We start from the raw sequence: 18,724 nt of genomic DNA, 5'->3' as shown, positions 1-18,724 counted from the left end.
CTCTTCCAGCGACAAAAGCCCCCTCCATGGACAAGACCTACCAGCCGCACGCCATCGAAACCTCCTGGTACCAGACCTGGGAACGCCAGGGCTACTTCGCGCCCCAGGGGTCGGGCGAGCCCTACACCATCATGATCCCGCCGCCGAACGTGACCGGCAGCCTGCACATGGGCCATGGCTTCAACAACGCCATCATGGACGCCCTGATCCGCTTCCGCCGCATGCAGGGTCGCAACACCCTCTGGCAGCCGGGCACCGACCATGCCGGCATCGCCACCCAGATGCTGGTGGAGCGCCGCATCGGCGCCGAGGGCCTGTCGCGCCATGACCTGGGCCGGGAGAAATTCCTGGAGAAGGTCTGGGAATGGAAGAACGAATCCGGTGGCAACATCAGCCGGCAGATCCGTCGCCTGGGCTCCTCGGTGGACTGGTCGCGCGAACGCTTCACCATGGACGACGGTCTCTCCGAGGCGGTCAAGGAAGCCTTCGTGCGCCTGCACGAGGATGGCCTGATCTATCGCGGCAAGCGCCTGGTCAACTGGGACACCAAGCTGCACACCGCCATTTCCGACCTGGAAGTGGAGAGCCATGACGAGAAGGGCCACCTCTGGCACCTGCGCTATCCGCTGGCGGACGGCGCCCGTACCGCCGAGGGCGCGGATCACCTGGTGGTCGCCACCACCCGTCCCGAGACCCTGCTGGGCGACGCCGCCGTGGCCGTGCACCCGGAAGACCCGCGCTACCAGGCCCTGATCGGTCAGTATGTCGAGCTGCCCCTGGTGGGCCGCCGCATCCCCATCGTCGCCGACGACTACTGCGACCCCGAATTCGGCACCGGCTGCGTGAAGATCACCCCGGCCCACGACTTCAACGACTATGAAGTCGGCAAGCGCCACAACCTGCCGCTGATCAACATCTTCGACGCCGATGCGGCCATCCTACCCGGTGCCCAGGTGTTCAACCTGGACGGCAGCGTCAATGGCATGTTCGACGCCACCCTCCCCGCCGCCTACGCCGGCCTGGATCGCTTCGAGGCGCGCAAGCGCATCGTCGCCGACCTGGACGCCGCTGGCCGCCTGGAAAAGATCGACGACCACGCCCTCAAGGTGCCCAAGGGTGACCGCTCCGGCACCGTGATCGAGCCCTGGCTGACCGACCAGTGGTACGTCTCCACCAAGCCCCTGGCCGATAAGGCCATCGCCGTGGTGGAAAGCGGCGAGATCCAGTTCGTACCCAAGCAGTACGAGAACATGTATTTCAGCTGGATGCGCGACATCCAGGACTGGTGCATCAGCCGCCAGCTCTGGTGGGGCCACCGCATTCCGGCCTGGTACGACCAGGCCGGCAACGTCTACGTCGGTCGCGACGAAGCCGAGGTGCGTGCCAAGCACGACCTGGGTGACATCGTCCTGCGCCAGGACGACGACGTGTTGGACACCTGGTTCAGCTCCGGTCTGTGGACCTTCTCCACCCTCGGCTGGCCCGAGCAGACCGAGGCGCTCAAGACCTTCCACCCCACCGACGTGCTGGTCACCGGCTTCGACATCATCTTCTTCTGGGTCGCCCGGATGATCATGCTGTCCACCCACCTGACCGGGCAGATCCCCTTCAAGACCGTCTATGTCCACGGCCTGGTGCGGGATGGCCAGGGCCAGAAGATGTCCAAGTCCAAGGGCAACGTGCTCGATCCACTGGACATCGTCGATGGCATCGACCTGGACACCCTGCTGCAGAAGCGCACCAGCGGCCTGATGCAGCCCAAGCTGGCGGAGAAGATCGCCAAGCAGACTCGCGCCGAATTCCCCGATGGCATCGCCAGCTACGGCACCGACGCCCTGAGATTCACCTTCTGCTCCCTGGCCACCACCGGCCGCGACATCAAGTTCGACATGGGTCGCGTCGAGGGCTATCGCAACTTCTGCAACAAGCTGTGGAACGCGGCGAACTTCGTCATGGAGAACGTCGAGGGCCAGGACACCGGCGTCAACGACGAACCCGTCGAGCTGTCCTCGGTGGATCGCTGGATCATCTCCCAGCTGCAGCGCACCGAGGCCGAGGTGACCCGTCAGCTCGACGCCTTCCGCTTCGACCTGGCCACCCAGGCGCTCTACGAATTCGTCTGGGACGAGTACTGCGCCTGGTACCTGGAGCTGGTCAAGCCGGTGCTGTGGGACGAGAACGCCTCCCTAGAGCGTCAGCGCGGCACCCGCCGCACCCTGGCGCGGGTACTGGAAGTGGTGCTGCGCCTGGCGCACCCCTTCATGCCCTTCATCACCGAGGAAATCTGGCAGCGTCTCAAGGCGCCCGCCGGTGTCCAGGGCGAGACCCTGATGCTGCAACCCTGGCCGGTGGCCAACGAGGCGCGTATCGATGCCGCCGCCGAAGGCGACATCGAGTGGGTCAAGGCGCTGATGCTGGGCGTGCGGCAGATCCGTGGCGAGATGAAGATCTCCATGGCCAAGCGCATCGACATCATCGTCGCCAACGCCAGTGCCGAGGACCAGCGCCGTCTGGCCGACTTCGAGCCGCTGCTGAACAAGCTGGCCAAGCTGGAATCGGTCCGCGTGCTGACCGCCGGTGAAGAAGCGCCGATGTCTGCCACCACCCTGGTCGGCGAGATGGAAGTGCTGGTGCCCATGGCCGGCCTGATCGACAAGGACGCCGAATTGGCACGCCTGGACAAGGAGATCGGCCGCCTGGAAGGCGAGGTCAAGCGCGTCGGCGGCAAGCTCGCCAACGAAGGCTTCGTCGCCAAGGCCCCCGCCGAGGTGCTGGAGAAGGAACGCGCCAAGCTGGCCGAAGCCGAACAGGCCCTGGCCAAGCTGGTGGAGCAGCGCGAGAAGATCGCCACCCTGTAAGCAATGCAGGCCCGCCCTCTGGCGGGCCTTGTTCTTTCATAAGGACATGAAAGACATGCCCATCGAGTTGCGTTTCGAATCCCGTCTGGCCGTGAGCCCCGCCCAAGCCTGGCAGTGGATCACCGAAGTGGCGCTGCTGCGCGAGGAGATGCGTCCCTGGCTGCGCATGAGCGTGCCCGCCGGCGTGCGCACGCTGGCGGATCTCGCCTTCCAGCCTGGCGTGCCGCTGTTCACCAGTCGCCTCTGGCTGTTCGGTGTTCTGCCCTTGGGCACGTCGCGCCTGACCCTGAGTGAGCTCGTGCTTCATGCCGGCTTCATCGAGGAATCGCCCATGACCGGCATGCGACTGTGGCGCCACGAGCGTCGCCTTGAGGCGCGGGATGCCAGCGGCACCTGGATCATCGATCGCCTAACCGTCGAGCCACTGTTCGGCGCCCCCGTGGTACGGCTGTTCCTGCGCCTGTTCTTCGCCAGTCGCCACCGGGTGCTGCGCCGTCGCACCCCCTGAAAACCGGAGTTTCCATGGACGTGAGCAAAACCAAGACCAGCTTCTACCGCCGCCTCTATGTGGCCTGGCTGGTGGCCAGCGGTACCGCGACCAGCGTGCCGGCCTTGATGGCCGCCACCGGCATGCCGCGGCGTACCGCCCAGGACACCCTGCTGGCGCTGGCCGATCTGGATATCGACTGCCAGTTCGTGCAGGGCGAAGGGGCCCGCAACAATGCCGGTGGCTATGAGATCCGTGACTGGGGTGCGGTGGACCCACGCTGGGTGGAGCGGGAGCTGCCGCGGATCAAGACGGTGCTCGGCTATCCCTGAAGGCTAGAAATCCAGCACCTGCACCACGTCATAGGCGGGCGTTTCGTAGGGATGCGCCCCCTTTAACGCCGCTACGGCCTGGCGGGCGATCTGTTCGTCGGCCAGCACCAGCTCCACCCGCCACTCAATGACCTGTTCGAGACTGCCCTGCTCGCCCAGGTGCGGCTGGCTGCCAGGCAGCGGGCGGAACTGGCCGAGGCCCTGGACCTGCCAGCAGCAGCTGTCATAGAGGCCGATGCGGCCGCCGCCCACGGCGAAGATCGCCTGTTTGACGGTTTCCAGGTGGGAGTCAGGGACGTAGAAGCAGAGTTTGAGCATGGTGGGGGTTCTCTGGTTGAGCGGCCTTCACCCCAGCCCTCTCCCGGAGGGAGAGGGGGTAAGAGCGCTGTGGCAGATGCCGGGTGGTCCGCCACGAGCCAACTCTCCCTACCTACAGGCAAGGAGAGTTGGCTAGACACCGAAACCCTTAGTCCACCCAGACCCGCGCGTTGCGGAACAGGCGCATCCAGCCGCCGTCCTCGCCCTGCCAGTCGGCCGGGATCCAGGAGTTCTGCACGGCGCGGAAGCAGCGCTCGGGGTGCGGCATCATCAGCAGTACGCGACCGTCCTGGCTGGACAGACCGGTAATGCCCAGCGGCGAGCCGTTGGGGTTGGCCGGATAGGTCTCGGTGACCTTGCTGTGACCGTCGACGTAGCGCAGCGCCACGGTGCCGGACACGTCAGCCGCGACCAGCGCCTGCTGGTTCGGATACTCGGCGAAACCTTCGCCGTGGGCGATGGCGATGGGCAGTCGCGAACCGGCCATGCCAGCGAGGAACAGCGAGGGCGAATCCTGCACCTGGACCATGGCTACCCGCGCCTCGAACTGCTCGGAGCGGTTGCGCACGAAGCGCGGCCAGAATTCGCTGCCGGGCACCAGTTCGCGCAGGTTGGCGACCATCTGGCAGCCGTTGCACACGCCCAGGGTGAAGGTGTCGGTGCGCTCGAAGAACTGCTGGAAGCCGTCCCGGGCGCGGGCATTGAACAGGATGGACTTGGCCCAGCCACCGCCGGCGCCGAGGACGTCGCCATAGGAGAAGCCGCCACAGGCCACCACGCCCTTGAAGTCCGCCAGGTCGATGCGCCCGGAGAGGATGTCGCTCATGTGCACGTCGATGGCCGAGAAGCCGGCGCGATCGAAGGCCGCGCCCATCTCCACCTGACCGTTGACGCCCTGCTCACGGAGGATGGCCACCTGCGGCCGCACGCCCTTCTTGATGTAAGGGGCGCTGATGTTCTCGTTGGGATCGTAGGACAGCTTGGCCGACAGGCCCGGATGATCCTCTTCCAGCAGGGCGTCGAATTCCTGCTGGGCGCACTCGGCGTTGTCGCGCAGGCGCTGGATCTGGAAGCTGGTCTCGCTCCACAGGCGCTGCAGCATCCGGCGCTCGGCGCGATAGAGGTGCTCGTCGTTGAAGTGGATGTTGATCTCGTAGCCGTTGACCGGCTCGCCGATCACCGCCACGCAGTCTTCCAGGCCGGCGGCGCTGAACTGGGCCAGCACCTCGTGGGTGAAGTCCTGGGGCACCTGGATGACGGCGCCCAGCTCCTCGGCGAACAGCGCGCGGGTCAGCTCGTCACGGTCGGCGGCCAGGGCGTCCAGGCGCAGGGCCAGGCCGCAGTGACCGGCGAAGGCCATTTCCACCAGGGTGGTGATGAGGCCGCCGTCGGAACGGTCGTGGTAGGCCAGCAGCAGGCCGTCCTGGTTCAGGCCCTGGATCAAGGCGAAGAAGGCCTTGAGGTCTTCGGCCTGATCGACGTCGGGAGCCTGCTGGCCGAGCTTGCCGTGGGTCTGGGCGAGGATGGAGCCGCCCAGGCGATTCTGGCCGCGACCCAGGTCGATGAGGATCAGGTCGGTCTGGCCCTTGTCCAGGCGCAGCTGGGGGGTCAGGGTGCGGCGGATGTCCTGCACCGGGGCGAAGCCGGTGATCACCAGCGACAGCGGCGCGGTGACGCTCTTGTCTTCGCCGCCGTCCTGCCAGCGGGTCTTCATGGACATGGAGTCCTTGCCGACCGGGATGGTGATGCCGAGCTGCGGGCACAGCTCCATGCCGACCGCCTTGACGGTTTCATAGAGGCGCGCGTCTTCGCCCGGGTGGCCGGCGGCGGCCATCCAGTTGGCGGAGAGCTTGATGTCGCCGAGCTTCTCGATGCGCGCGGCGGCCAGGTTGGTAACCGTCTCGCCGATGGCCATGCGGCCCGAAGCAGGGGCGTCGAGCAGGGCCAGCGGGGTACGCTCGCCCATGGCCATGGCTTCGCCGGTATAGACGTCGAAGCTGGTGGCGGTGACGGCGCAGTCGGCCACCGGTACCTGCCAAGGGCCGACCATCTGGTCGCGGGCCACCAGGCCGGTGATGGTGCGGTCGCCGATGGTGATCAGGAAGCTCTTGCTGGCCACCGCCGGGTGACGCAGGACGCGCTCCACCGACTCGGTCAGGTCCAGGCCGGCGCCGTCGAAGGCGTCGCCCAGTTCGGCTTCACGGGTCACGCTGCGGTGCATGCGCGGCGGCTTGCCCAGCAGCACTTCCAGCGGCATGTCCACGGCGTTGTTGCCGAAGTGGCTGTCGGCCACGGTCAGCTGGCGCTCCTCGGTGGCCTCGCCGACCACGGCGAAGGGGCAGCGCTCGCGCTCGCAGATAGCCTTGAAGGTCTCGAAGTTCTCGGCGTCCACGGAGAGCACGTAGCGCTCCTGGGACTCGTTGCACCAGATCTCCAGCGGACTCATGCCCGGCTCGTCGTTGGGCACGTTGCGCAGTTCGAAACGGCCGCCGCGCCCGGCGTCGTTGACCAGCTCGGGGAAGGCGTTGGACAGGCCGCCGGCACCCACGTCGTGGATGAAGGTGATGGGGTTTTTGTCACCCAGCTGCCAGCAGCGGTCGATGACCTCCTGGCAGCGGCGCTCCATTTCCGGGTTCTCGCGCTGCACCGAGGCGAAATCCAGGTCGGCGGAGCTGGCGCCGGTGGACATGGACGAGGCCGCGCCGCCGCCCAGGCCGATCAGCATGGCCGGGCCGCCCAGCACGATGAGCTTGCCGCCCACCGAGATGTCGCCCTTCTGCACGTGGTCGGCGCGGATGTTGCCCAGGCCGCCAGCGAGCATGATCGGCTTGTGGTAGCCGCGCACCTCGGGACCGCGAGGGGTCTCGACCCGCTGCTCGAAGGTGCGGAAATAGCCGGCCAGGGCCGGACGGCCGAATTCGTTGTTGAAGGCGGCGCCGCCCAGCGGGCCTTCGATCATGATGTCCAGCGGGGTGACGATGCGCTCGGGCTTGCCATAGGGCTGCTCCCAGGGCTGTGCGAAACCGGGGATGTTCAGGTTGGAGACGGTGAAGCCGGTCAGGCCGGCCTTGGGCTTGGAGCCGCGACCGGTAGCGCCCTCGTCGCGGATCTCGCCGCCGGAGCCGGTGGAGGCACCGGGGAAGGGCGCGATGGCGGTCGGGTGGTTGTGGGTCTCCACCTTCATCAGGATGTGCACGGGCTGGCTGTGCGCCCCGTATTCGCGGGACTCGGCGTCGGGATAGAAGCGCCCGGCGGTAAAGCCTTCCATGACCGCGGCATTGTCCTTGTAGGCGGACAGCACGCCGGTGCGGTTCATCTCGTAGGTGTTCTTGATCATGCCGAACAGGGACTTTTCCTGGCTCTCGCCGTCGATGTCCCAGCTGGCATTGAAGATCTTGTGCCGGCAGTGCTCGGAGTTGGCCTGGGCGAACATCATGAGTTCGACGTCGTGGGGATTGCGCCCCAGGGCGGTGAAGCTCTTCACCAGGTAGTCGATCTCGTCTTCGGCCAGGGCCAGGCCCAGTTCCAGGTTGGCGCGCTCCAGGGCCGCGCGACCGCCGCCGAGCACGTCCACCGCGGTGAGCGGCTTGGGCGTGGCATGGCTGAAGATGTCGGCGGCGGCGTCCAGGGTCGGCAGCACGCGCTGGGTCATGCGGTCATGCAGGGCCGCAGCCAGCTGCTCGTGGGCGGCGGCGTCCAGCTCGCCGGCGACGTAGTAGGCCACGCCGCGCTCCAGGCGCTCGATCTGCGCGAGGCCACAGTTGTGGGCGATGTCGGTGGCTTTGCTCGACCAGGGCGAGATGGTGCCCAGGCGCGGGACGATCAGGAACAGCGCGCCGCTGGGCTCCTGCTGGGGGACGCTGGGGCCGTATTGCAGCAGTCGGCCGAGGATGCCCTCTTCCTCCGCGCTCAGGGTGCCGGCAACTTCGGCGAAATGAACGAACTCGGCATAGAGCCCGGAGACACCGGGAACCAGGCGAGTCAGCTGGTCGAGAAGTTTGCCGTGACGGAACGAAGAAAGAGCGGGAGCGCCGCGCAGGATCAGCATCGGGGACAGCCTCGGGGCCAAGTCACTTTGGGGCCGTGCATTCTAGCCTAAAGGCGCGCTCGGGACACCTTCCGGCGACGAGGGTTCATCCAGGCTTACCACCAACCTTGTATGTATAAAATGGGCGCTTTGCCACTTCTCGCGTATACTGCCCGCCGATACGGCCTGCCGCGATCCTTGGATTCGGCTCTACATTAGGCTCAGGATAGGGCCTTTGGCCGGACCGGTGACGTGATGCGTCCCCGGCGATAACGAGTGCCCGGAGGGCCAACGATGAGGCGCGTCAGCAAGGCGCCAGTGCCGTTTTGATGCCGTATGGCCGAGCTAGCCCATTTGAATAGAGCCTTAAAGCGATTCGCCTGGCTTATCCTGCCCTTCCTCGTCTTGCTAATGAGCTGCGGAGGGGCAGACGTGCCTGCGCAGCCCAAGCCGACCGCCCTGGAAAAGGTGCAGCAGGCCGGCGTGCTGCGTGTGGTGACGCGCAACAGCCCGGCGACCTATTTCCAGGACCGTAACGGCGAGACCGGCTTCGAATACGAACTGGTCAAGGGTTTCGCCGAATCGCTCAAGGTGCGCCTGGAAATCAGCACCGCCGACAATCTCGACGACCTCTATAACCGCCTCGGCAATCCCGACGGTCCGGTCATCGCCGCCGCCGGTCTCACCCCCAATCCCACCCGGCAGAATCTGAAGTTCTCCCGCAGCTATCTGGACGTGGTACCCCAGGTCATCTATCGCAACGGCACCGTGCGGCCCAGCACGCCCAAGGATCTGGTCGGCAAGCGCATCCTGGTGCTCAAGGGCAGCAGCCAGGCCGAACAACTCCGCGCCCTGCAGGCCCAGGTGCCGGGTCTCGCCTTCGACGAATCCGACCAGGTGGAGGTCAGCGACCTGCTGCGCATGGTCGACGAAGGCCAGATCGACCTGACCCTGGTGGATTCCAACGAACTGGCCATGAACCAGGTGTACTTCCCCAACGTGCGGGTGGCCTTCGACCTGGGCGACAACCAGGGCCAGGCCTGGGCCCTGCAGCCGGGTGAGGACAACAGCCTGCTCGACGCGGTCAACGCCTATCTGGACAAGGTGCGCCGCGACGGCACCCTGCAGCAGCTCAAGGAGCGCTATTACGGTCACGTCGACGTGCTCGGTTACGTGGGCGCCTACACCTTCGCCCAGCACCTGCAGGAACGCCTGCCCAAGTACGAGAAGCACTTTCGCAAGGTGGCGCAGAAGCACCAGCTGGACTGGCGCCTGCTCGCCGCCATGGGCTACCAGGAGTCGCTGTGGACGGCGGACGCCACGTCCAAGACCGGGGTGCGTGGGCTGATGATGCTGACCAACAACACCGCCCAGGCCATGGGTGTCGCCAATCGCCTCGACCCCGAGCAGAGCATCACCGGGGGCGCCAAGTACTTCGACCAGATCCGCGACGAATTGCCGGACAGCATCCATGAGCCGGACCGCACCTGGTTCGCCCTGGCTACCTACAATATCGGTATCGCCCACATCCTCGACGCGCGCCGCCTGGCCGAATCCCAAGGCCTGGACCCGGACCGCTGGCTGGACGTGAAGAAGATGCTGCCGCGCCTGGCGCAAAAGCAGTGGTACAGCAAGACCCGCTACGGCTACGCCCGCGGCGGCGAGACGGTGGAATTCGTGCAGAACGTGCGGCGTTACTACGACATCCTCACCTGGACCACCCAGCCGCAGATGGAAGGCCAGCAACTGGCCAAGAGCGGCCTGCACGTCCCGGCGATCGCCGATGACCGTCCGGTACGGGAAACACCGCAGGATATGTAGGGGCTGCGGCTCGGCCTAAACGCCGACGTAGGTTGGGTTGAGCGCAGCGAAGCCCAACACTGCCCAGATCGAACCCGCAATGTTGGGCTTCGACGATAGTGCCGTCTCAACCCAACCTACGTCGGCATCGTTGCTCACCTTAACAAGGGTTCTGAAAGGCTAGCCCTTCGGCTTCTGGATCAACTTATCCACCGCCCGTGCGGCGGCGACCATGCCGAAGGTGGCGGTGACCATCATCACCGCGCCGAAGCCACCGGCGCAGTCCAGGCGCACGCCTTCGCCGACGAAGCTCTTCTGCTGGCAGACGCTGCCGTCCGGCTTGGGATAACGCAGCTGTTCGGTGGAGAAGACGCAGGGCACGCTGTAATGGCGGCTAGGATTGCGCGAGAAGCCGTAGTCGCGACGCAGCAGCGAGCGCACCCGCGAGGCCAGGGGGTCGTTGTAGGTGCGATTGAGGTCGACCACCTGGATCTGGGTGGGATCGATCTGGCCACCCGCACCGCCGGTGGTGACGATGGCGATCTTGCGTCTCTTGCACCAGGCGATCAGCGCCGCCTTGGAGGCCACGCTGTCGATGCAGTCCAGCACCAGGTCGAGGTCTTCGGTGATGTAGTCGGCCATGGTCTCACGGGTGACGAAATCCGCCACCGCCTTGACCTCACAGGCCGGGTTGATGGCCTGGATGCGCTCGGCCATCACCGTGACCTTGGGCCGTCCTACCTGCCCTTCCAGGGCATGCACCTGGCGATTGGTGTTGCTGACGCAGACATCGTCCAGATCGAACAGGCTGATGCGGCCGACGCCGCTGCGGGCCAGGGCCTCGGCGGCCCAGGAACCCACTCCGCCAATGCCGACCACGGCGACGTGACTGGCGGCCAGGCGCTCGACGGCTTCCTGCCCATAGAGCCGGGCGATCCCGCCGAAGCGTTGTTCATCGAACGTCATGAAGGCTTTCCACAAAAGCCACAGTATAGGTTTTCCTTTACCATACCGCTCCCCCTGAACCCTAGCCGCCTCCCCGGGACCTGCCATGACCACCGCCCTCACCCCCACCTTGGAACTCGCCTGCGACCTGATCGGCCGGGCCTCGGTCACGCCGCTGGACGAAGGCTGCCAGGCCCTGATGATGCAGCGCCTGGAGCGGCTGGGCTTCGCCCTCGAGCCGCTGCGCATCGAGGAGGTGGACAACTTCTGGGCGCGCCGTGGCGGCGAGGGTCCGGTGCTGTGCTTTGCCGGGCACACCGACGTGGTGCCCACCGGCCCGCTGGAGGCCTGGCAGCAGGCGCCCTTCAATGCCCACGTGGATGCCGACGGCATGCTGCGCGGCCGTGGTGCCGCCGACATGAAGGGCAGCCTGGCGAGCATGATCATCGCCGTGGAGCGCTTCGTCGCCGACCACCCGGAGCATCGCGGTGCCATCGCCTTCCTCATCACCAGCGACGAGGAAGGCCCTGCCCTGCACGGCACCCGCGCCGTGGTGGAGCGCCTGCGCGAGCGCGGCGAGCGGCTGGACTGGTGCATCGTCGGCGAACCCTCCAGCACCCGCGTGCTGGGCGACGTGGTCAAGAACGGTCGCCGTGGCTCGCTCAACGGTCGCCTGACCGTACGTGGCAAACAGGGCCACGTGGCCTATCCGCATCTGGCACGCAACCCCATCCATTTGGCGGCCCAGGCCCTGGCCGATCTCGCCGCCGAGCAGTGGGACGAAGGTAATGCCTTCTTCCCGCCCACCAGCTTCCAGATTTCCAACCTCAATTCCGGCACCGGCGCCGGCAACGTGGTGCCCGGCGAGTTGCAGGCGCTGTTCAACTTCCGCTTCTCCACCGAATCCACCGTGGAAGGCCTGCAGGCCCGCGTGGAGGCCATCCTCGACCGTCATGGCCTGGACTGGCAGATCGACTGGTCGCTGTCGGGTCTGCCCTTCCTCACCGAGCCGGGCGAGCTGCTCGACGCCGTCTCGGCCAGTGTGGAAGCGGTCACCGGCTATCGACCCGAGGCCTCCACCAGCGGCGGCACCTCGGATGGTCGCTTCATCGCCACCCTGGGCGCCCAGGTGGTGGAACTGGGTCCGGTCAATGCCACCATCCACCAGGTGGACGAGCACGTGCTGGCCAGCGACCTGGACCTCTTGACCGAGGTCTACTACGGCACCCTGGTGCGGTTGCTGGCATGAAGCTGATCTGTCCGCTTTGCCAGGCCCCCTTGGCCGATCTCGACGGTGGCGTCGGCTGCCCCGCCGGCCATCGCTTCGACCGTGCCCGTCAGGGCTATCTGAATCTCTTGCCGGTGCAGCACAAGAAGAGCCTGGACCCGGGCGACAACGCCGCCATGGTCGAGGCCCGTCGACGCTTCCTCGATGCCGGTCACTACGCGCCGCTGGCCGAACGCCTGGCTCAGCTGGCCGCCGAACGCGCGCCCCAGCGCTGGATCGACGTCGGCTGCGGCGAAGGCTTCTACACCGAGCGCCTGGCCCAGGCCCTACCCACGGCCGATGGCTACGCCCTGGACATCTCCCGCGAGGCGGTGCGCCGCGCCTGCCGGCGCACTCCGGCCCTGACCTGGCTGGTGGCGAGCATGGCGCGCATTCCGCTGCCGGACGCCAGTTGCCAGCTGCTGGCCAGCGTCTTCAGCCCCATCGACTGGAGCGAAGCCCAGCGCGTACTGGCCACCGGCGGCGGCATCCTGCGCCTGGGTCCGGCCACCGCCCACCTGCTGGAGTTGCGTCAGCGCCTCTACGACGAGGTGCGCGACTACGCCGAAGACAAGCACCTGCAGGATCTGCCGCCGGGACTGGAACTGGCCCACAGCGAAGGGCTCGAATTCGTGCTGCCGCTGACCGAGCGCCAGACCCGCGACGACCTGCTGGCCATGACGCCCCACGGCTGGCGGGTCAACGCCGAGCGCCGCGAGCGAGTGCTGGCCGAGCCCTTCGAAGTGCGGGTGGCAGTACGTTACGATTGGATCGTCAAATCCGGAGCCTAAGCCCCATGCGCCAGCCCGATATCGAAATCTACCTCAAGGACGTCGACCAGGAGGCCGTCTCGGCCTGGCTCGAGCAGGTGTTCGGCATGCCCTGCGCCTGGCAGGCCCGCGGGCAGACCTTCAAGTGCACCCTGCGCTACGGCGGCGAAGTCATTCCGGTCACCTGGCTGCCGAAGGCGGTGGGCAAGTGGCACAGCCTGCTGCTGGAAAGCGATGTATCGCCCTGGGTGGACGACCTGGCCTGCGCCCGCGACGCCCAGGCCGCCCTGCAGGTGCAGGTGCGCTGCGCCCCGAGTGGCTGGAGCGAGGAAGAGGACGAAGAAGCCGCTGATCGCTGGCTGAAGGTCACGGACGCGGGAGTCGAGGAAATCGTCTGGCGGACCGAATGACCCGAGGAGCGCGAGGAGCCCTTGGCTCCTCGCGGGAGTGACTCACAGCCGGGCGACGTCTTCGGCTTGCAGGCCCTTCTGGCCCTCGATCACCGAAAACTCCACCTGCTGGCCTTCGACCAGGGAGCGGTGACCTTCACCGCGGATGGCGCGGTAGTGAACGAACACATCGGCACCGCCCTCGCGTTGAATGAATCCATATCCCTTGGCGTCATTGAACCACTTGACGGTCCCGGTTTCGCGTTGCTCACCCATCACATCTCTCCGAAGCTTTCTGGATTTCCTATCCCCGGCCGCCGCAGTGCAGCAACCGGGTTGCCTTGTCGTATCGGTACAGATCGCGCGCCGGAAGCGCCACCCTGGAAGGGCGCGCTCCACGGGTCGGCAAGAACCTGCCGATTTCTTATGAAGCATCGCTTTCCCGGCAAAAGCAACGTTTTTTACGCAAAGTGCCATCACCACCAAAGCCGCACGAATGACGGGTTTCCCGTGATTGAGGCGGCTTTTTGTCGACAACGGTGACAAGGGGCCGCCAGGTAGGTCGAAAGCTCCAGGATGCGGGTAGTTTTACGCCCGCCAGGCCATCCGGCACACTGCCGCCTCGTCCATCCGGTAGCCCTTCATGACTCGTTCGCCGCTGCGCCTTCTGGCCTTCTCGCTGCTCAAGCGCCTGCTCTATCTCTGGGTTCGCTCCGAGACCACCCAGGCGGCCAGCCTGCTGAGTCGCATCGATCCCGCCAAGCCGGTGCTCTATGTGCTGCCCGAAGCCTCGTTGAGCGATCTGGCGGTGCTCGACCGGGAATGTCGCAAGGCCGGTCTGCCCCGCCCGCTGCGACCCTTGGTGCTGGGCGCCAGGACCGAACCGCTCGCCTACTTCAACGCCGTGGGCAAACCGGACTGGCGCGGGCGTCCGGCGCGCCGCTCGGTCCCACCCACCCTGCGGCGGGTGGTGCTGGCGCTCACCGAGCATCAGGTGGAGGATGTCCAGTTGGTACCGGTCAGCGTCTTCTGGGGCCAGTCACCGGATCGCGAGACCAGCCCCTGGAAGCTGCTCTGGGCGGACAACTGGGTGGTGACCGGGCGGCTGCGCAAGGCGGCGCGCATCCTGGTACTGGGCCGACTCACCCGTGTGCAATTCTCCAAGCCGCTGTCGCTGGGCGCCCTGGCCGCTCAACGTCCGGACCCGCAACGCCTGGAGCGCCTGGTGATGCGCCAGTTGCGCATCCACTTCCGCAACGTGCGCCAGGCGGTGATCGGCCCGGACCTGTCGCATCGGCGCACCCTGCTGCGCGGCCTGCTGCGGGCGCCCCAGGTCAAGGCGACCATCGCCCGCGAGATCGCCCAGCGCAAAGCCACCCCCGGACGCATCGAAGACGAGGCGGCGCACTATGCCCGCGAGATCGCCTCGGATTTCTCCTATCCGGTGGTGCGCTGCCTGGATGTCGGTCTGCGCTGGTTCTGGAACAGCATCTATGACGGCGTCACGGTCAGCCACATCGAGCGCATCCAGGAGATGGCGCCGGGGCATACCGTGGTCTATGTACCCTGCCACCGCAGCCACATCGACTACCTGCTGCTGTCCTACCTGCTGTTCCAGAACGGCCTGACTCCGCCGCACATCGCCGCCGGCATCAACCTGGACATGCCAGTGGTGGGCAACATCCTCAGACGCGGCGGCGCCTTTTTCATGAGACGCAGCTTCAAGGGCAACGCCCTCTATGCCGCCGTGTTCAACGAATACCTGCACAGCCTGTTCAGCCGCGGCTTCTCCACCGAATACTTCGTCGAGGGCGGGCGCTCGCGAACCGGGCGCACCCTGCAGCCGCGCACCGGCATGCTGGCCATGACCCTGCGCAGCTTCCTGCGCGATTCCCGCCGGCCCATCGTTTTCGTGCCGGTCTATATCGGCTACGAGAAGGTCTTCGAGGGGCGCACCTACCTGGGCGAGTTGCGCGGCGCGGCGAAGAAGAAGGAATCCCTCTTCGATCTGGTCAAGGTGTTCGGCGCCCTGCGCCAGCGCTTCGGCCGGGTCTGGGTCAACTTCGGCGAACCCATTCCACTGCAGGGTTTCCTCGACGCCCATCGGCCGGGCTGGCGCGACGAACCCCTCGACGAAGACTTCAAGCCGAGCTGGTTCACCCCGGTCACCCACGAACTGGGCGAGCGGGTGGTCCGACGGATCAATGCCGCCGCTGCGGTCACCCCGGTCAATCTGGTGGCCCTGGCGCTGCTGTCGACCAATCGCCAGGCGCTCGACGAAGGCGCCTTGGTACGCGCCATCGACCTCTACCTGGATCTCTTGCGACGGGTGCCCTACTCCACCAGTGTCACCCTGCCCGAAGGCGATGGCCAAAGCATCATCGAACAGGTGCGCGAACTGGGCTTCCTCTCCGAGCAGCAGGACGCCCTGGGGCGCATCCTCTATCTGGACGAGCAGAACGCGGTATTGATGACCTATTACCGCAACAACGTCCTGCACCTCTTCGCCATCCCGGCGCTGATCGCCAGCTTCTTCCAGAACACCGGGCGGATGACCCGCGAGTTGATCCACAGATTCGCCCTGGCGCTCTATCCCTATCTACAGGCCGAACTGTTCATCCATTGGGAACGCGAAGAGCTGCCCCTGGTGCTGGATGGCTGGCTGGATGCCATGGTGGAACGCGGCCTGCTGCGGATCGAGGATGACGTCTTCGTGCGGGCGGCGCCCAGCTCGCGGCAGTTCGTCCGCCTCACCCTGTTGGCGCGGGCCATCCTGCAGACCCTGCAGCGCTACTACATGACCACCGCGCTGATCCTCAACCACGGCCAGAACAGCCTGACCGCCGCCCAGTTGGAGGAACTCTGCACCGTGATGGCCCAGCGGCTGTCGGTGCTGCATGGCCTCAATGCCCCGGAATTCTTCGACAAGTCGCTGTTCCGCCACTTCATCCAGACCCTGCTGGCCGAAGGGGTACTGCGCAAGGCCGACGACGGCACCCTGGGCCACCACGAACTGCTCGGCGAACTGGCCGAGGGCGCGGGCAAACGAGTGCTGCCCGCGGAGATTCGCCTGTCGATCCGCCAGGTGGCCCTGGACCGACCCGATGCCCCGGACCTGCCGGACCCCGAATCAGCGCCTGCCGGTGGCAACTAAGCCGGCGCCCATGGGTCACAGCAGTCGATTTCAACCTAGGATCCACCCATGAAGAGAATCGCCACCCTGCTCGCCACTTCGCTGCTGCTCAGTGCCTGTAGCGGGCTGCGCCCCGGTCCCGCGTCGCCGCCGCCAGCCGGTCAGCCGCTGCCACCCAGCCAGCAGCCGCAGCCCACCACGCCCGGTATGCCAGCCCAGCCGAGCATGACCAGCCTCAGCGGCCAGGCCACCTTCACCGCCAGCGAGCCGGTACCGCCCACCGCCAAGCTCACGGTCAGCCTGTACAGTGCCAGCGCCGGCGACACCCCAGCTGGTCGCCTCGCCCAGCGCACCCTGTTCGTCAAGCAGCAGGGCCAGGTGCCCTTCCGCCTCGACTACGCCCCCTCGCGGGTCAAGAGCGGTGAGCGCTACCTGCTCAGCGGCCGCATCCTGCTGGGCGGTCGCCCCTTGTTCCTGACCCAGGATCCGGTCGCGGTGGACCTGGGTAGTGGTGGCGAGGTGGAGTTGCCGCTGCAGCCGGTACGCTGAAGCCGATTCAGCGAGCGTGTTAGGATCGAAGGCATCGATCTCCTGAGTCCCCTCGCCGAGGTGCGCCTTGACTCCACGCCTCGCCATCAAGCGCTACCAGGGCGAACACCATCCCCACGCCCATGACTTTGCCCAGTTGGTGCTCCCCCTCCAGGGCGGCATGGAGCTGGAGGTGGCGGGGCGCACCGGAGCCCGCCTGCATACCGGGCTCGCCGCCTTGGTCGCACCCGAGTGCGATCATGCCCAGCAGTCGGACCCTGACAGTCGTTTCCTGGTGATCGACTGCGCCAGCGACTGGTTGCCCGAGCGTACCCTGGATAGTGCACGCCAGCAGCCGTGCCTGCCGATTTCGCCGGCAACGCGGCAACTACTCGCCTTCGCCGAACTGACCCCGGCAGCGGCCCTGGACCAGCACGCCAGCGAACTCACCCGCCTGCTACTGGCCTCGCTGACCCTCCCCACCGCCACCTCGGCCTTCGACCGCCTGCTGGCACGAGTGGAAGCCCAGCCCGCTGGCGACTGGAGCAACCCGGTCATGGCGCGCCTGGCAGGCGTCGGCCTGAGCCGTTTACACCTGCTCTTCCATGAGCGCTTCGCTCAGACACCCCAGGCCTGGCTGACCGACCTGCGGCTACGCCAGGCCCAACGCTGGCTGGGCGACAGCCGCCTGCCCATCGCCGAGATCGCCCTGCGCGTCGGCTTTGCCGATCAAGCCGCCCTGACCCGCGCCATGACCCGCCGCCAGGGCATCAGCCCAGCCGCCTGGCGCCGCAGTCAGCACGCGCCTGGATAACGCAGCCCGGGTAAAAAACTCCGCAGTTTCGCGCAAGACTGGCTTGCCCCCGCGTCGCCACACTGCTGGCGAATCGGTGGAGACGGCGTCATGCACGAACGAGAATTATCGGCAGCGGGAATTGGCTACGGACTGGCGGCAGGCCTGTGCTGGGGCGTGATCTTTCTCGCCCCGGCTCTGGTCCCCGACCTGAGCGGCGCCCAGTTCGCCGTGTTGCGCTTTCTCTGCTACGGCCTGGTCTCCCTGGTGCTGCTGCTGCCCCGTTGGCGCCGATTGCAGGCGCAATTGACCCGGGCCGACGGGGTACGGCTGTTCTGGCTCAGTCTGATCGGCAACCTGGGCTACTACGCCCTGGTCGGCTCGGGCGTGCAGCAAGCCGGCATCGCGGCGACCACCCTGATCGTCGGCCTGATTCCGCTGCTGGTCGCCCTGGCCGGGCGGCGCGATGCCGGCGCCGTGGGTTTCGGCCGCCTCTGGCCGTCCCTCGGCTGCGCCTTGGTCGGCGTAGCCCTGATCAGCTACGAGACGCTGACCACCACTGCTGTCGGTGAGCACCCCCTGCTGGGCCTGCTGTGCGCCTGTGGCGCCCTGCTGGCCTGGAGCTGGTTCGCGGTGGTCAACACCCGCTACCTGGCCAGGACGCCCATCGGCGCCCACGACTGGGGCCTGTTGCTTGGCAGCGTGACCGGCCTCCAGGCCTTGCTGGCCGCGCCCCTGCTGCTGGGCCCGGAGTGGGCGTCGCGGGCGCCCGCCGATTGGTTACAGCCGCTGCTGGTGGCCGCTGGCGTGGCGCTGCTCGCTTCCATCATCGGCGGTGCCTGCTGGAACCAGGCCAGCCGTCGACTGCCGCTGACCCTGAGTGGTCAGGCCATCGTCATCGAGACGCTGTCTTCGCTGCTCTATGGGTTTCTCTGGAATGGGCGATTGCCGACCCTGCTGGAGGCCCTGGCCATCGTGCTGCTGATGCTAGGAGTGGGCTGGTGCCTGCTCTGCCATCGGCGCCCAGCCTCGACCGCCACGCCTAGCGCGGCCGTTTGCTAGCGGTCGCTTCGGCAG

Annotated in this window: 15 protein-coding genes; 11 read left to right on the top strand and 4 right to left on the bottom strand. The window is 66.8% G+C overall.

Translation table 11 applies throughout. From position 1 onward, the window contains the following. Nucleotides 1–26: 26 nt before the first annotated feature. Genes FAZ11_RS17115 through FAZ11_RS17105 form a run of 3 tightly spaced genes read left to right on the top strand, consistent with a single transcriptional unit; the run spans nucleotide 27 to nucleotide 3,677 of the window. On the top strand, nucleotides 27–2,858 hold the full coding sequence (locus tag FAZ11_RS17115) for a valine--tRNA ligase (protein ID WP_058774256.1): 2,832 nt from the start codon (nucleotides 27–29) through the stop codon (nucleotides 2,856–2,858). Nucleotides 2,859–2,904: 46 nt separating this feature from the next. Continuing rightward, nucleotides 2,905–3,366, top strand: coding sequence for an SRPBCC family protein (locus tag FAZ11_RS17110; RefSeq protein WP_241667489.1), 462 nt, complete (start codon nucleotides 2,905–2,907; stop codon nucleotides 3,364–3,366). Between the two features lie 14 nt (nucleotides 3,367–3,380). Continuing rightward, complete coding sequence (locus tag FAZ11_RS17105) at nucleotides 3,381–3,677, top strand: winged helix-turn-helix domain-containing protein (protein WP_074529450.1); 297 nt, start codon at nucleotides 3,381–3,383, stop codon at nucleotides 3,675–3,677. Nucleotides 3,678–3,680: 3 nt separating this feature from the next. Here the strand turns inward: FAZ11_RS17105 and FAZ11_RS17100 are convergent, their stop codons facing one another. Next, a complete protein-coding gene (locus tag FAZ11_RS17100) occupies nucleotides 3,681–3,995 on the bottom strand; it encodes a YqfO family protein (RefSeq protein ID WP_058774254.1) in 315 nt (104 codons plus the stop codon). A 148-nt stretch (nucleotides 3,996–4,143) separates the two neighbouring features. Next, nucleotides 4,144–8,043 (bottom strand): phosphoribosylformylglycinamidine synthase, encoded by a 3,900-nt coding sequence (purL, locus tag FAZ11_RS17095; RefSeq protein WP_137279386.1) that lies wholly within the window; start codon nucleotides 8,041–8,043, stop codon nucleotides 4,144–4,146. Nucleotides 8,044–8,358: 315 nt separating this feature from the next. Here purL and mltF point away from each other — a divergent pair, with 315 nt between their 5' ends. Then, nucleotides 8,359–9,843 carry a membrane-bound lytic murein transglycosylase MltF gene (mltF, locus tag FAZ11_RS17090; protein ID WP_058767750.1) on the top strand — a complete coding sequence of 495 codons (1,485 nt, stop codon included), beginning with the start codon at nucleotides 8,359–8,361 and terminating at the stop codon, nucleotides 9,841–9,843. Between the two features lie 159 nt (nucleotides 9,844–10,002). Here mltF and tcdA read toward each other — a convergent pair whose 3' ends face one another. Then, a complete protein-coding gene (tcdA, locus tag FAZ11_RS17085) occupies nucleotides 10,003–10,788 on the bottom strand; it encodes a tRNA cyclic N6-threonylcarbamoyladenosine(37) synthase TcdA (RefSeq protein WP_058767749.1) in 786 nt (261 codons plus the stop codon). An 85-nt stretch (nucleotides 10,789–10,873) separates the two neighbouring features. Here tcdA and dapE point away from each other — a divergent pair, with 85 nt between their 5' ends. Genes dapE through FAZ11_RS17070 form a run of 3 tightly spaced genes read left to right on the top strand, consistent with a single transcriptional unit; the run spans nucleotide 10,874 to nucleotide 13,214 of the window. After that, nucleotides 10,874–12,016 (top strand): succinyl-diaminopimelate desuccinylase, encoded by a 1,143-nt coding sequence (dapE, locus tag FAZ11_RS17080; RefSeq protein WP_137279387.1) that lies wholly within the window; start codon nucleotides 10,874–10,876, stop codon nucleotides 12,014–12,016. Further along, nucleotides 12,013–12,825: a putative RNA methyltransferase gene (locus FAZ11_RS17075; RefSeq protein ID WP_137279388.1), complete on the top strand. Its 813-nt coding sequence runs from the start codon at nucleotides 12,013–12,015 to the stop codon at nucleotides 12,823–12,825. Before dapE ends, FAZ11_RS17075 begins: the two co-directional genes overlap by 4 nt. A gap of 5 nt (nucleotides 12,826–12,830) precedes the next feature. Next, on the top strand, nucleotides 12,831–13,214 hold the full coding sequence (locus tag FAZ11_RS17070) for a hypothetical protein (RefSeq protein ID WP_058762128.1): 384 nt from the start codon (nucleotides 12,831–12,833) through the stop codon (nucleotides 13,212–13,214). 42 nt (nucleotides 13,215–13,256) lie between these two features. Here the strand turns inward: FAZ11_RS17070 and FAZ11_RS17065 are convergent, their stop codons facing one another. Then, nucleotides 13,257–13,469: a cold-shock protein gene (locus FAZ11_RS17065; RefSeq protein WP_017641736.1), complete on the bottom strand. Its 213-nt coding sequence runs from the start codon at nucleotides 13,467–13,469 to the stop codon at nucleotides 13,257–13,259. A 367-nt stretch (nucleotides 13,470–13,836) separates the two neighbouring features. Here FAZ11_RS17065 and plsB point away from each other — a divergent pair, with 367 nt between their 5' ends. The 4 genes from plsB to FAZ11_RS17045 all read left to right on the top strand — a co-directional run bounded on the left by plsB (nucleotide 13,837) and on the right by FAZ11_RS17045 (nucleotide 18,709). Beyond that, on the top strand, nucleotides 13,837–16,347 hold the full coding sequence (plsB, locus tag FAZ11_RS17060) for a glycerol-3-phosphate 1-O-acyltransferase PlsB (protein ID WP_058782152.1): 2,511 nt from the start codon (nucleotides 13,837–13,839) through the stop codon (nucleotides 16,345–16,347). Nucleotides 16,348–16,395: 48 nt separating this feature from the next. Next, nucleotides 16,396–16,875, top strand: coding sequence for a YbaY family lipoprotein (locus tag FAZ11_RS17055; RefSeq protein WP_058767745.1), 480 nt, complete (start codon nucleotides 16,396–16,398; stop codon nucleotides 16,873–16,875). A 67-nt stretch (nucleotides 16,876–16,942) separates the two neighbouring features. Continuing rightward, nucleotides 16,943–17,668 carry an AraC family transcriptional regulator gene (locus FAZ11_RS17050; RefSeq protein ID WP_058778086.1) on the top strand — a complete coding sequence of 242 codons (726 nt, stop codon included), beginning with the start codon at nucleotides 16,943–16,945 and terminating at the stop codon, nucleotides 17,666–17,668. Between the two features lie 90 nt (nucleotides 17,669–17,758). Then, nucleotides 17,759–18,709 carry a DMT family transporter gene (locus tag FAZ11_RS17045; RefSeq protein WP_137279389.1) on the top strand — a complete coding sequence of 317 codons (951 nt, stop codon included), beginning with the start codon at nucleotides 17,759–17,761 and terminating at the stop codon, nucleotides 18,707–18,709. Nucleotides 18,710–18,724 lie beyond the last annotated feature (15 nt).

Source organism: Pseudomonas rhizoryzae (genome assembly GCF_005250615.1).
In the GTDB taxonomy this organism is placed as follows: Bacteria; Pseudomonadota; Gammaproteobacteria; order Pseudomonadales; family Pseudomonadaceae; genus Chryseomonas; species Chryseomonas rhizoryzae.
This window is presented reverse-complemented; position numbering and strand designations above follow the sequence as displayed.